Origin of the sequence: Vibrio sp. D3 (genome assembly GCF_043995865.1) — a bacterium.
GTDB lineage: Bacteria > Pseudomonadota > Gammaproteobacteria > Enterobacterales > Vibrionaceae > Vibrio > Vibrio diabolicus.
In genome coordinates, this window is the sequence record NZ_CP171886.1 from 19,220 (window position 1) to 32,724 (window position 13,505).

The window sequence follows — 13,505 nt, forward strand, 5'->3', positions numbered from 1 at the left end:
ATGTTTGGAAGATTAACTCTTGATTCAGTTCCACTCCACGAACCTATTATCGTCATCACCTTAGCGGTTGTGGCGCTGGTTGGTTTAGCCGTAGTTTACGCGGTAACCAAAGCCGGAAAGTGGCAATATTTGTGGAATGAATGGTTTACTTCAGTAGACCATAAAAAACTTGGCTTCATGTACATCGCAGTAGCGATGGTGATGCTTGTTCGTGGTTTTGCTGACGCAGTCATGATGCGTAGTCAGCAACTCCTTTCTTCTGCGGGTGAAGCAGGTTACTTGCCACCGCATCACTACGATCAAATTTTTACTGCCCATGGCGTGATCATGATCTTCTTCGTAGCGATGCCATTGGTTATTGGTCTGATGAACATCATCGTGCCATTACAGATTGGTGCGCGTGACGTAGCTTTCCCGTATCTGAATAACTTGAGCTTCTGGCTGTTTGTTGTTGGTGTCATTCTAACAAATATGTCTCTCGGCTTAGGTGAATTTGGTCGCACCGGTTGGTTGGCGTATCCGCCGCTTTCAGGTATTGAGGCCAGCCCAGGAGTCGGGGTCGATTATTGGATTTGGGCGCTACAGATATCAGGGGTTGGTACGACGTTAACAGGCGTGAACTTCTTCGCGACCATTTTGCGTATGCGTACACCGTCTATGCCAATGATGAAGATGCCAGTTTTTACTTGGGCGTCTCTGTGTGCAAACATTTTGATCATCATTTCATTCCCAATCCTAACAGTGACTATCGCTCTGCTAACGCTGGATAGATACCTAGGCATGCACTTCTTTACCAATGATCTTGGCGGCAACGTAATGATGTACGTCAACCTGATTTGGGCTTGGGGCCACCCAGAAGTGTACATTTTGATCTTGCCAATTTTTGGTGTGTTCTCAGAGGTCACCGCAACCTTCTCACGTAAAAAGTTGTTCGGTTACACATCGCTAGTTTGGGCTACCGTAGTTATCACGATTCTTGCGTTTGTCGTTTGGCTACACCACTTCTTTACGATGGGATCTGGCGCGAACGTAAATGCCTTCTTCGGTATTGCCACGATGATCATTTCTATCCCAACAGGGGTGAAGATCTTCAACTGGCTATTCACCATGTACAAAGGCCGCATCCGCTTTACGACGCCAATGATGTGGACGGTGGGCTTCCTGATCACCTTTACTGTTGGTGGTATGACAGGCGTACTCATGGCTGTTCCGGGCGCAGATTTCGTTCTGCATAACTCAGTATTCCTGATTGCTCACTTCCATAACGTTATCATCGGTGGTGTGGTGTTTGGATGTTTCGCTGCGATCACTTACTGGTTCCCGAAAGCGACAGGTTTCACAATGAATGAAACTTGGGGCAAACGCGCGTTCTATCTTTGGATTATTGGTTTCTTAATGGCGTTCCTACCGCTTTACGCGCTGGGCTTTATGGGGATGACTCGTCGTTTAAGCCAAGACATCAACCCTGAATACTTCCCACTGTTATCGATTGCCGCAGCAGGTACGGTTGTGATTGCGCTGGGCGTATTGTCTCAGTTCATCCAAATTTACGTGAGTATCCGTGACCGCGAGCAAAACCGTGACCTAACTGGTGATCCGTGGGGTGGTCGTACTCTTGAGTGGGCAACATCGTCTCCACCGCCGTTCTACAACTTTGCACACCTACCAAAAGGTGATGTGCTGGATGCCTTCTGGTACCAGAAACAAAGTGGCGAGTTCGATCCAACTAAAGAAGTGGAATACGAACGTATTCATATGCCAAAAAACACGGCAACAGGCATCTACGTGTCGGCTTGGTCGCTCCTATTTGGCTTCGGCATGATTTGGTACATCTGGTGGCTAGCGGCAGCAAGTTTGGTCGGTATTATCGTGACGTGTATTCAGCACAGCTACAACGATGACGTGGATTACTACGTGGAAGTTGAAGAGATCAAAGCAATTGAGGCCGAGCGTCGAGCTCAGCTTGAAGAAGCGAAGAAAAACTCAGTGAAAGACAGCGAAAGTAAAGATGATCTGGAGGTGACGTATGCAAACTAATATCGCAGCACATCACGACCATGATCACCACCATGACACGAATGGCAACAAGCTATTTGGCTTTTGGGTTTACCTGATGAGTGACTGTGTATTGTTTGCAACCTTGTTCGCGACTTACGCTGTGCTGTCGAGCAATTCAATTGCGGGCCCAACAGGTAAAGACATTTTCGAACTCCCATTCGTGTTTGTCGAAACCATGCTACTGCTGTTTAGCAGTATCACATTTGGTTTTGGCATTATCGCGATGAAGCGCAACAACGTTGCTGGTCTCAAACGTTGGATGTTAGTCACGTTCGCGCTTGGTCTTGGCTTTATCTGTATGGAGGTCTATGAGTTCCATCACCTGATTGAAGAAGGCTATGGCCCACAAACAAGTGCGTTCCTATCGGCATTCTTTACGTTGGTTGGTACGCACGGCCTGCACGTAACCTTTGGTCTGATTTGGTTAGCGGTAGCGTATCACCAACTGTCGACGAAAGGTCTGAACGACAATATGGCAATGCGCTTTAACTGCTTAAGCCTATTCTGGCACTTTCTAGATATCGTCTGGATTTGTGTCTTTACCATCGTTTACTTACTGGGGGTAATGTAATGGATCAACATGTAGAAACCAGTGCGTCAGATTACGTGAAAGGCTTCATTGCCTCACTGATTCTGACGGTAATTCCGTTCTACTTTGTTTGGACGAAATCATTACCAGATACAACAACCTATGCGATTCTATTTGGATGTGCATTAGTGCAGATATTTGTTCACTTCAAATACTTCTTGCATATGGAAACAAAAACATCCGACGGACGTTGGAACCTTGTATCACTGATGTTTACCGCCATTGTTGTACTTATCCTTATCGCTGGCTCGGTATGGATCATCTACAACATGAACGTCAACATGAAGTTGTAGGCCAAGGTATGCTGAAAAGTTATTTGTCTATCACCAAACCGGGCATTATTTTCGGCAACCTGATTTCTGTTGCGGCGGGGTTCTTCCTCGCCGCAAAAACAGAACCAGCTAGCCTAATGTTGTTCGTTGCAACGTTAGTTGGTGTGGGGTTAGTCATCGCTTCAGGTTGTGTGGTGAATAATATTTTCGATCGTGATATCGACCAAAAGATGGCACGTACACGAAATCGTGAAACAGTGAAAGGTAACATCAATATCGATATTGCGTTTGTTTATGCGCTTGCTTTATTGCTGGTAGGCACCGCACTGTTATTTATCCGAGTGAACCCACTATCCGCTGTCGTCGTGTTGCTTGGCTACGTGTATTACGTGTTCTTTTACACGATGTGGTACAAACGTAACTCGGTGTATGGAACCTTAGTGGGAAGTATTTCAGGCGCAGTCCCGCCATTGGTGGGTTACTTGGCGGTAACAAACTTCATTAGCTTGGAAGCGATTTTACTCTTTACCATGTTCTGTCTCTGGCAAATGCCTCACTCGTATGCCATTGCCATGTTCCGGATGCAAGACTACCGAGAAGCCGGGATTCCCGTATTACCAGTTAAAGAGGGCATTCATAAAGCGCATCGACACATGAAAGCGTATGTCGTGGCGTTTGGGGCCGTATCGTTGGGGTTATTTTTACTTGGTGAAGCCGGGTATGAATACTTAGCGGTTGCAGCGGTCGTTTGCTTTATGTGGACGAAAGTGACCTTTCGCAGCATTGATGACAGCAACTACATCGCTTGGTCAAAGTCGGTGTTTAAAGTCTCACTGCTAGTGGTGATGGGGATCAGTGGTGTACTAGGATTAGAGCTTATTCCGTTGCCGTTTATTTATTGAGTTTGAAATTCTTTAATATCACTTCCATGTAGCTCCCATTCTGAGAGCTACATGCTTTGCTAGACTCGAATTCATGCCTAAAAGAGATAATATGATTATCCCTTTTAACTATGGTCGTGGTTCATGTTCCGTCGTTTTACTCTTCTTCCAATTGTTGCAATTTCTTCATGCGTATTAGCCCAAGTTCCGTCCTCGGTTAGCTCCGTGGAAACTTATCGCGTTGGAGATATTCTTGTCAGGCTTATTATCCACAACATGGAGATTAATCCAGTGATTGAAGTCGATACAATTAATCGTTCAGATTATGAAATAAATGATGTATTTCGAGTTGCCTCCATTTCTCTAGATAATGAAAAACTGGATTTCAACCAGAGTGCTGGCGTTTTTGTAGAAGAGTATGGAGAGCGTGATAATAAAGTATTTTTCGTGCTTGATTACTTTTACCTACATGGGGGAGGAAGCGTTCTTGTGGATTGTGAAGTCTCATTTGAAAAAGAGAAGATCTTACCCCCAGAATGTAGAGTGAAAGTAAACTGAGAAATCGGCCGAGTTGCTTTGCTTACAAGCTTATCTTACTAAACCTTAATCCAGATTAAAGTTTTGTCACCCACGAGGCATTAAGGTGCGCCTGTAGTTTGCAGGTCTCACGGATTCAGAGAAGGAACAGCCATACGTTGTGTATCGCTGTTCCTTTTTTATTCTTGGTTACTTGGGAAAAGATAGAACTATAAAGACAACATTAAGAGGACTGGTTTTGAGCATTTTGTTTTCCGAAGCCCGCATTGGCAACATGACCCTAAAGAACCGTTTTGTGCGCAGCGCAACGTGGGAGAACATGGCGACCGAAAATGGCCACATGACGGATAAGCTTTACGATATTTACGAAGAGTTGGCGAAAGGTGAAGTGGGTCTAATTGTGACCGGTTATGCCAATATCGTGGAAGAAGAGAAACCCAACGCTGGGATGATGGGGATCTACAACGACTCTTTTATTGAAGAATACAAAAAGCTAACAGAGCTAGTACATCAACACGATTCTAAAATCGTAATGCAAATTGCTTACGGTGGCACCAAAACCACCTACAACGTCGGTGAGCGTGTCATCTTTGCTCCGAGTGACGTGCCTGAGCGTGGCACGAATACGCAAGGCAAAGCGATGACTAAGGACGAGATCGATTACATCGTAAAGGCATTCGCATTGGCGAGTAAACGTGCTCAAGACGCTGGTTTTGACGGCGTAGAGATTCATGCGGCACACACTTACTTAATTAACCAGTTTTTAAGCCCGTACTATAATCGTCGCGAAGACGAATATGGTGGTGGCTTAGAAAATCGCATGCGTTTCCTTTTAGAAATCTTTTCTGAAACCAGAAAGCTGGTTGGGAATACTTTCCCAATCCTTGTGAAGCTTACCGCGACAGAATTCTTTGACGGCGGTTTAACGTTCGATGAAACTCGCGTTGTTTGTAAGAAACTCGAAGAAGTGGGCGTTGATGCGATCATCGTGTCTGGCAATATTCACGGCAAAGCAAACGAACTTGTTGGTGAAACGTTCGATGGTTATACACTACAAGAAGAAGGTTACTTTCACGAATATGGGCACGTGATCAGTCAGGACGTTAACATACCGGTGATTACTGTCGGCGGATTGAGTGACATTGATGCGATTGAGAAAATTGCAGAAAACACAGATATCCAATTTTTTGCTGTGTCACGTCCTTTATTGGCTGAGCCTCAGTTAATAAAGCGCTGGAAAGAGGGTAATCGAGCGCCAGTGGATTGCGAGCGTTGCTCAAAATGCCGAACCAAACGTGGTAACTTTTGCGTAGTGTATAAGAACCGAAATCGTCGTAAATAACCCACCTTAAGTGACGGTATATCACTGATAAATAGTGCAATAGTCTTCTAAAACACTAAGAAGGCTATTCAATTTAATTCAATATCACTGCCTCTAACGGCTATTCACTATTCGCAGTCCGAAATATTTTTATAATCCTATTTAATTGATAAATAAAGATAATATAATTAATTATTAAAAGTATTAATTATAAGACAAAGTTTCATATCTGAAACTAAATTGCATTCTAAACTTACAATGAACTTATTAATAATTAGGTGCGAGTGTCACGCAGGGTAAAGAATACTGAAGGTGCTTTGAGGTGCGGTATCATTGCGATAACTATCTGATTTTTATAACTGTGTTTCAGCTTTATCGAACCCAAGAGAGTAAGGGAATTTGTGACCCTACGGTATCGTTACTGTGGGGCCTTGTTTATTTTCTGAAAATAGCTACTCAAACGTCACGTTTAATTGTGAGGGACTTGTATTAGCTTGTCGTTGCATTGTGCTTTGCAAGCCTCATGTAAAACGTGAGAGGCAACTAATATGAATAGTCTAGAAAATGCAACCATTGAACACTTCAAAAATCAATTTCAGGGTGATGTTGTTTTGCCCGGAGATCCTACGTACGACGAAGTTCGTCAAATCTGGAATGGCATGATAGATCGAAGTCCCGGTGTTATCGCTCGCTGCAAGTCTGCCGATGATGTCGTGATGGCGGTTAACTTTGCTCGGGATAACAATCAGCTACTTTCGGTCCGAGGTGGCGGGCATAATATTGCGGGCAATGCGGTTTGCGATCATGGTGTGATGATCGACTTGTCGCTTTTGAATCATGTTCAAGTGGATGAAAGCGAAAGAAGGGCTTTCGTTGAACCTGGCTGTACGTTGGCTGATGTCGATGAGGCCACACAAAAATATGGATTAGCAACGCCTGTCGGCATTAATTCAACCACGGGAATTGCGGGGTTAACGCTTGGTGGTGGTTTTGGTTGGTTGAGCCGAAAATATGGTATGACGATAGACAACTTGGTCTCTGCAAATGTCGTAACTGCAGATGGTCGTCAACTGCTCGCGAATGAGACAGAAAATGCCGATTTGTTCTGGGCGTTACGTGGGGGCGGCGGTAACTTTGGTATCGTTACGCGTTTTGAATTCCAGCTACATCCTGTCGGTCCAGAGGTGTTAAGTGGTCTCATTGTCTTTCCATTTGAGCAAGCGAAATCCATTATCACCCAGTTTGCGAAATTCACTGAGTCGGCCCCTGATGATCTAAGTGTCTGGATGGTGAGTCGGAAAGCGCCGCCACTCCCATTCTTACCTGAAAGCGTTCACGGTAAAGAAGTGGTTGTACTCGCGATATGTTATGCGGGTGACCCGGCTGAAGGTGAGAAGTTAATTGCGCCGTTGAGAGAGTTTGGTGATGCACATGGTGAGCATGTTGGTGTACAGCCATTTGCGGCGTGGCAGCAAGCGTTTGATCCATTGCTTACTCCGGGCGCACGTAACTATTGGAAATCGCACAATTTTAACTCGCTAAGCGAAGGTGTGATTGATGCAGCGATAGAATACGCAGGTAAGTTACCATCGCCTCAGTGTGAGATTTTTATCGCCTCTCTTGGCTGCGCTGCCTCTAGACCTGAGCCCGAGTCTATGGCTTATTCTAGCCGTGATGCAAACTATGTATTAAATGTGCATGGAAGATGGGATTTAGCAGAAGATGATGAAGCTTGCATCAGCTGGGCAAGGGAATTTTTTGCCAAGACTAAGCCCTATGCAAGTGGCGGAGCGTATATCAATTTCCTTACACAAGACGAAGCTGAACGTACAGAGTCTGCCTACGGTCCAACCTTTGCGCGTTTACAAGCAGTGAAGAAGAAGTTTGATCCAAATAACTTGTTCAGAATGAATCAGAATATCAAGCCAGAATAAGTGCAATAAGAGCGTCGTCATTTCATATGACCGGATCTGTCACTTAATATCAAATAACAGTGGCTCTAAAATCTAATGGAGCCACTGTTAGCTAAAACTTCGAACTACGTCTCTTCATCTTGATAGTTTAGATAACGTACACACAAATCATGAAACGCTTTTGCTTGAGGCGAGATCGTGCGGTCGGTCAACGTAAAGATACCAATTTGCCTTTCAAGCGGTGGATCGATAAGTGGGATCCAAACCAAGCGTGTTTCATTGGTTGGGAAAGCAAGCTTCGGTAGGGTCGTGACACCAATCCCAAGTTCTAAGACAGAAAACAGCGAAGTGATATTCTCGACCGAATAGAGCGCTTGCTCACTCAGTGCTCTGGCTGGGGTTGGATCGAGAAGCGTACAGGTGCCGTTACGAATAAAAGGTTGTTCGAGCAAAGTTTGCCACTCGATTCCCTCTGTTTTATTGGCAATCGGGTTATCTTTTAAACACACCACGCCAATGGGGTCGGACAACAGCGGTGTAAAGTCAATGCCGCCCTCATCAAGGTGAGAGGGGTTACCGAGCGCCAAGTCGACTTCACCGGAGAGTAAGCGAGCCTCGACGCCCGCCGCGTTATCATCGATCAAGCTTACTTCTACATTTGGATACTGCTCGCAAAAGGCACCCAACACGCTCGGGATGAGTTTCGCTGCAACAGAAGGAACGCTCGCAATTCGCACTCTCCCTTGCTGTCCGGCCGCGGCAGCTTTGAGATCGTTGTCCAGCGCACTGTAGATATTGAGAAACTGAACCACCTTGGGCAAACAAATCTCACCAAAAGGCGTTAATTTGGTTTTGTTGCCGGGCTCAAACAGCGTTTGTCCTAGCATTTTCTCTAGCTCTTTTATCGACGTGGAGAGCGCAGCCTGAGATCGATTTGCACGATGTGAAGCGGCTCGAAACCCACCTTCCTCGACTACCATCACAAAATGCATTAATTGTTGAAGCTTAATACTCATCCCTAATGCCTCTTAATCCCTTTATTTACGTTATTCTCAATGAGGTGATAAGTTTTATTTATCAAATGTAAAAAATTTACCGTTAGATTTATCGCCTGTCAATGTGCATCATTTAACTATATTGAAACAAAGCTGTTACAAAGGTTGAAAGGCACGTGAATACTCCTACTAAAAAACACCCAGTTAAAACCAGTCTATTTGCTTCTAAAGCGCCGCTTGAATGGGCGATTGTTAACAATGGAACTCTGTATACAGCACAAATTCCTATTGATGATACAGGCACGGTTGTTGAAGGTGGCATCGAAGCACAAACACGCCAAACCTTTAACAATCTCATTCACACCCTGGAGTGTGCCGGGGAGTCTTTGGACTCGGTTTTGCAGGTCCTGATTTACGTGACCGACAGAGAATACTTAAAAACCGTTAACCAAGTGTACGCAGAATACTTTGAAGCGCCGTACCCAAACCGCGCCGCCATGGTGGTTGCAGGGTTAGCACGAGAAGAAATGTTGGTGGAGTTTGTCGTCTACGCGTCGGCAAGCCAACCAGAATAAATCCAACAAGAATAATTGAGATCAGTGGGTGGCTTGCCATCACAAATCGGAAGAACAAGGAAAGAACCATGACTTTTATTAACAATGTTCAAGCAGAAAAATCCCTCTATATAGCAGGTGAATGGCAATCGGGCATGGACACCATCGCCAATATTAACCCTTCTGATATCAGCGAAAACATTGGCGATTTCGCACAAGCGAGTGTGTCGCAAGTAGAGCAAGCGATTCAAGCGGCTAAATCAGCGCAGCCAGAGTGGGAAAAAACACCAATCGAGCGCAAACAAGCAGTGCTGCAAGCGATTGGTGATGAGCTCATTGCACGATGTGACGAATTGGGCACTTTGCTGTCGCGTGAAGAAGGTAAGCCATTTGCTGAAGGTCGAGGTGAGATTTACCGTGCTGGCCAATTCTTCCAATACTTTGCTGCTGAGGTACTGCGTCAAATTGGCGATAACGCAGCTTCCGTCCGTCCAGGTGTCTCCGTTGAAGTTACTCGCGAAGCCGTCGGCGTTATCGCCATTATCTCTCCTTGGAACTTCCCAACAGCAACAGCGGCTTGGAAAATCGCGCCAGCACTTGCGTTTGGCAACAGTGTCGTCTGGAAGCCTGCCAACCTAACTCCAGCAAGTGCCGTTGCACTGACTGAGATTATCCATCGCCAAGGTTTACCTGCTGGCACGTTTAACCTCGTTTTGGGCAGCGGTTCGCAAGTAGGTAATACCCTTATCAATTCGAAAGACGTGAACGGCGTTAGCTTCACTGGTTCTGTGGACACAGGCCGTAAAGTCGCCGCGGCAACGGCACCAAATTTTGTGCGTTGTCAGTTAGAGATGGGTAGCAAAAATGCGCTCGTAGTGGCAGATGATGCAGACATTCAAATTGCCGTTGAAGCGACAATCGCAGGCTCATTCTCGGGTGCAGGTCAAAAGTGCACCGCGTCTTCTCGTCTTGTGGTTATGGACGGAATTCACGACGCGTATGTTGAAGCGCTAATCCAACGCATGAGCGAACTTAAAGTGGGTCACGCACTGGAAGAGGGCGTGTTCATGGGCCCTGTGGTTGATGGTAACCAGCTGAATGCGAACTTTGAGTGGATCGAAAACGCACGCCAAGCAGGCGCGGAGCTGGCTTTCGGTGGTGAGCGTCTGAGCCTAGAGCATGACGGTTACTACATGTCACCAACTCTGTTTTTAAATACACAGAATGGCTGGGAAGTGAACCAAGAAGAAGTCTTTGCACCAATGGCGAGCGTGATTCGCGTTTCTGATCTGGATGAGGCAATTGCAGTCGCAAACGATACGCGCTTTGGCCTGACAGGCGGCATTATCACGCAAAGCTTGCGCAATAGCGCGATCTTCAAACAGCAAGTCCAAACGGGCTGCGTCATGGTTAACTTGCCAACTGCGGGTACAGATTATCACGTTCCATTTGGTGGTCGTAAAGAATCTAGCTTTGGTCCTCGTGAGCAAGGTCAGTACGCCAAAGAGTTCTACACCGTAGTGAAAACCGCTTATCAGCGTCCTTACTAAGATCGGCAGGGTAACTGATGGTGTCAGTTGCCCGCACGAAAAGGCTAAGAAATTGTTTAAGGAGTGGTTATGTACCAACAACGGATTGTGATTGACGGATTGCAGTACTGCAATTGGGATCGAGAGTATTTCCAAACGCTTAAGGCGAGTGGCATTACCGCCGTTCATGCCACCATCGTCTACCACGAAACTGCGCGCGAAACCTTAACGCGTTTTGCTGAATGGAACTTGCGCTTCGAGCAAAATGCGGACCTCATCATGCCTATTTATTCAATGGCAGATGTAGAAAAAGCCAAAGCAGAAGGCAAAGTCGGCATCTTCTTCGGCGCGCAGAATTGCTCACCGATTGATGATGAAATTGGTCTGATTGAAGTGATGCGCCGCCAAGGTCTGCTGATCATGCAACTGACCTACAACAACCAAAGCTTACTAGCGACAGGTTGTTACGAACAAAACGATTCAGGTGTAACTCGCTTTGGTAAGCAAGCGATTGAAGAGATGAACCGAGTCGGGATGATCATTGATATGTCCCACAGCGCGGAGCGTTCGACGTTGGAAGCTATCGAGCTCTCTTCGCGTCCAATTTGTATCAGCCATGCTAACCCGACATTTGCGCATGACGCACTGCGCAACAAGTCCAACACCGTGATCAAAGCATTGACGGAGCGCGGCGGTTTGATCGGATTCAGTTTATATCCGTTCCATTTACCAAATGGCAGCCAGTGCACGCTGGATGATTTCTGCCAGATGGTTGCGAAAACCGCAGACATGTTTGGCGTTGACCATTTAGGTATCGGTAGCGATTTGTGCTTAAACCAGCCGCAACAAGTGTTGGAGTGGATGCGCAACGGTCGTTGGTCAAAAGCGATGGATTACGGCGAAGGTTCGGCAAGTAACTCGGGATGGCCAGATGCGCTGCCATGGTTCTGCGGCAGTACAGGGATGGAGAACATCTACAACGGATTAATGCGTCACGGATTTAGTGAATCTGAGGCAGGAAAAATATTGGGTGAAAACTGGTTCAACTTCCTCAAAGAAGGATTAGAGCCTATTTCATAGTACTCCCAAAATTAGGAACCGCCTGCCTACATAACAACAATACGGCAGGCGTAAAACTCACATTTGTAGCCAGTCTTTGGCAGCTGCAAAGAACCTCTGGAGCCAGAGTATGTCTGATTTAACCAATAGCATGAAAGCTTCCACGATGAGCGTGTCATCGGGCAAGTCAAAAGCAACACACAACACATCAACAACAGAAAACACGACGGACAAATTGGGACTGAATAACCCGGCCTTTTGGTATAGCGGTGGTTTTATCGCGTTGTTCGTTGCTATTGCACTTTATGACGGCGAGTTGTTATCTACGATCGTTAACGCCGGCTTTGGCTGGGCAGTTCAGGTGTTTGGTCCTTACTGGCAGTTACTGCTGCTTCTCACTTTTCTTATTGGTCTTGGCTTGGCTGCAGGGCGAACAGGCAAGGTGATGTTGGGCGGGATTGCTAAACCAGAAATGGATTCTTTCCGCTGGATGGCGATTATTTTCTGTACCTTGTTGGCTGGTGGTGGCGTTTTCTGGGCCGCGGCTGAGCCTATCGCGCATTATGTTAGCCCACCCCCTTTGTACGGCGCGCAAGATAACCCGCAGCAAGGCGCGGTGAATGCGTTGTCGCAATCCTTTATGCACTGGGGCTTTCTGGCTTGGGCGATTGTAGGTAGCTTAACTTCCATCGTAGTGATGCACCTGCATTACGACAAAGGTTTACCACTAAAACCCCGTATTTTGCTTTACCCTGTGTTGGGCGAACGAGCACTTAAAGGCCAACTCGGTGCATTGATTGACGCGTGCTGCATTATCGCGGTAGCCGCGGGCACCATCGGGCCAATTGGGTTTCTAGGCTTGCAGGTTAGCTACGCGTTAAATGCGCTGTTTGATATTCCTGATGGCTTTACGACTCAGCTTATCATCATTTTGTTTGCGATTGCGCTTTACACCTTGTCTGCACTCAGTGGATTAAGCCGAGGCATGCAACTGCTTAGTCGTTACAACGTGATTCTGGCAATGGCATTGATGGTTTACATCCTGTTTTTTGGCCCTACGAATTTTATCTTTAACGGATACATTCAAGGTGTAGGGAGCATGCTGGATAACTTTATCCCAATGGCGACCTATCGCGGTGACGAAGGTTGGCTAAGCTGGTGGACAGTATTTTTCTGGGGCTGGTTCCTTGGTTATGGTCCGATGATGGCAATCTTTATTGCGCGTATTTCCCGTGGTCGCACTATTCGCCAAGTTATTTCCACCATCAGTATTGTTGCTCCGCTCACCACCTGTTTTTGGTTCACGATTGTAGGCGGCTCTGGCCTTGCGTTTGAAATTGCTGAACCGGGTAGTGTGAGTGCGGCGTTTGAAGGCTTTAACTTGCCAGGTGCTTTGCTTGCGGTGACTCAGCAACTACCAATGCCAATGCTGACCTCGATTCTATTTCTGATTTTAACCACGATCTTCATTGTCACGACGGGCGACTCAATGACCTACACAATCAGTGTCGTGATCAGTGGTGAAACGGAGCCGAATGCGATCATCCGTACCTTCTGGGGTGTAATGATGGGTGTAACAGCTCTGATCCTGATTTCGCTTGGCTCTGGCGGCATCTCTGCACTGCAATCTTTCATTGTGATTACCGCGGTTCCGGTTTCGCTGATTCTGTTGCCGTCACTTTGGAATGCACCGCAAATCGCAATCAAAATGGCGAAAGAGCAAGGGCTATAACAATTATCTAATTCAAACAACGTGGAGCTTGTGCGGGTGTTTTCCTCCTGCATCCGCACAAACCC

At 46.4% G+C, this 13,505-nt stretch carries 12 protein-coding genes; 11 read left to right on the forward strand and 1 reads right to left on the reverse strand.

Going from position 1 to position 13,505, the window contains the following annotated elements; translation table 11 throughout:
- From cyoB to ACHFJ9_RS00115, 7 genes are all read left to right on the forward strand, one after another.
- Nucleotides 1–2,037: a cytochrome o ubiquinol oxidase subunit I gene (cyoB, locus tag ACHFJ9_RS00085; RefSeq protein ID WP_395354649.1), complete on the forward strand. Its 2,037-nt coding sequence runs from the start codon at nt 1–3 to the stop codon at nt 2,035–2,037.
- Nucleotides 2,027–2,629: a cytochrome o ubiquinol oxidase subunit III gene (cyoC, locus tag ACHFJ9_RS00090; RefSeq protein ID WP_005375782.1), complete on the forward strand. Its 603-nt coding sequence runs from the start codon at nt 2,027–2,029 to the stop codon at nt 2,627–2,629. The genes cyoB and cyoC overlap by 11 nt, the downstream gene beginning before the upstream one ends.
- Complete coding sequence (gene cyoD / locus ACHFJ9_RS00095; RefSeq protein ID WP_012842490.1) at nt 2,629–2,940, forward strand: cytochrome o ubiquinol oxidase subunit IV; 312 nt, start codon at nt 2,629–2,631, stop codon at nt 2,938–2,940. Before cyoC ends, cyoD begins: the two co-directional genes overlap by 1 nt.
- Nucleotides 2,901–3,821, forward strand: a complete 921-nt coding sequence (cyoE, locus tag ACHFJ9_RS00100; RefSeq protein WP_395354651.1) for a heme o synthase — start codon at nt 2,901–2,903, stop codon at nt 3,819–3,821. Before cyoD ends, cyoE begins: the two co-directional genes overlap by 40 nt.
- A 123-nt stretch (nt 3,822–3,944) precedes the next feature.
- Nucleotides 3,945–4,358, forward strand: coding sequence for a hypothetical protein (locus ACHFJ9_RS00105; RefSeq protein ID WP_240312125.1), 414 nt, complete (start codon nt 3,945–3,947; stop codon nt 4,356–4,358).
- Between the two features lie 217 nt (nt 4,359–4,575).
- Nucleotides 4,576–5,679, forward strand: a complete 1,104-nt coding sequence (locus ACHFJ9_RS00110; protein WP_395354654.1) for an NADH:flavin oxidoreductase — start codon at nt 4,576–4,578, stop codon at nt 5,677–5,679.
- A gap of 527 nt (nt 5,680–6,206) precedes the next feature.
- Nucleotides 6,207–7,592 carry an FAD-binding oxidoreductase gene (locus ACHFJ9_RS00115; RefSeq protein WP_085343642.1) on the forward strand — a complete coding sequence of 462 codons (1,386 nt, stop codon included), beginning with the start codon at nt 6,207–6,209 and terminating at the stop codon, nt 7,590–7,592.
- 104 nt (nt 7,593–7,696) lie between these two features.
- Here the strand turns inward: ACHFJ9_RS00115 and ACHFJ9_RS00120 are convergent, their stop codons facing one another.
- Nucleotides 7,697–8,587 carry a LysR family transcriptional regulator gene (locus ACHFJ9_RS00120; protein ID WP_005390962.1) on the reverse strand — a complete coding sequence of 297 codons (891 nt, stop codon included), beginning with the start codon at nt 8,585–8,587 and terminating at the stop codon, nt 7,697–7,699.
- 155 nt (nt 8,588–8,742) lie between these two features.
- Between ACHFJ9_RS00120 and ACHFJ9_RS00125 the strand changes: the two genes are divergently transcribed.
- The 4 genes from ACHFJ9_RS00125 to ACHFJ9_RS00140 all read left to right on the forward strand — a co-directional run bounded on the left by ACHFJ9_RS00125 (nt 8,743) and on the right by ACHFJ9_RS00140 (nt 13,440).
- Nucleotides 8,743–9,141 (forward strand): RidA family protein, encoded by a 399-nt coding sequence (locus tag ACHFJ9_RS00125; protein WP_170893292.1) that lies wholly within the window; start codon nt 8,743–8,745, stop codon nt 9,139–9,141.
- 68 nt (nt 9,142–9,209) lie between these two features.
- Complete coding sequence (locus ACHFJ9_RS00130) at nt 9,210–10,670, forward strand: aldehyde dehydrogenase family protein (protein WP_005375790.1); 1,461 nt, start codon at nt 9,210–9,212, stop codon at nt 10,668–10,670.
- A 69-nt stretch (nt 10,671–10,739) separates the two neighbouring features.
- Nucleotides 10,740–11,729 carry a dipeptidase gene (locus ACHFJ9_RS00135; RefSeq protein WP_301571465.1) on the forward strand — a complete coding sequence of 330 codons (990 nt, stop codon included), beginning with the start codon at nt 10,740–10,742 and terminating at the stop codon, nt 11,727–11,729.
- Between the two features lie 109 nt (nt 11,730–11,838).
- Nucleotides 11,839–13,440 (forward strand): BCCT family transporter, encoded by a 1,602-nt coding sequence (locus ACHFJ9_RS00140; protein WP_005390956.1) that lies wholly within the window; start codon nt 11,839–11,841, stop codon nt 13,438–13,440.
- Nucleotides 13,441–13,505: the final 65 nt, after the last annotated feature.

Coding starts and splice junctions, on each gene's coding strand:
- cyoB (WP_395354649.1), top strand. CDS start 1: ATGTTTGGAAGATTAACTCTTGATTCAGTTCCACTCCACGAACCTATT.
- cyoC (WP_005375782.1), top strand. CDS start 2,027: ATGCAAACTAATATCGCAGCACATCACGACCATGATCACCACCATGAC.
- cyoD (WP_012842490.1), top strand. CDS start 2,629: ATGGATCAACATGTAGAAACCAGTGCGTCAGATTACGTGAAAGGCTTC.
- cyoE (WP_395354651.1), top strand. CDS start 2,901: ATGGATCATCTACAACATGAACGTCAACATGAAGTTGTAGGCCAAGGT.
- ACHFJ9_RS00105 (WP_240312125.1), top strand. CDS start 3,945: ATGTTCCGTCGTTTTACTCTTCTTCCAATTGTTGCAATTTCTTCATGC.
- ACHFJ9_RS00115 (WP_085343642.1), top strand. CDS start 6,207: ATGAATAGTCTAGAAAATGCAACCATTGAACACTTCAAAAATCAATTT.
- ACHFJ9_RS00120 (WP_005390962.1), bottom strand. CDS start 8,587: ATGAGTATTAAGCTTCAACAATTAATGCATTTTGTGATGGTAGTCGAG.
- ACHFJ9_RS00130 (WP_005375790.1), top strand. CDS start 9,210: ATGACTTTTATTAACAATGTTCAAGCAGAAAAATCCCTCTATATAGCA.
- ACHFJ9_RS00135 (WP_301571465.1), top strand. CDS start 10,740: ATGTACCAACAACGGATTGTGATTGACGGATTGCAGTACTGCAATTGG.
- ACHFJ9_RS00140 (WP_005390956.1), top strand. CDS start 11,839: ATGTCTGATTTAACCAATAGCATGAAAGCTTCCACGATGAGCGTGTCA.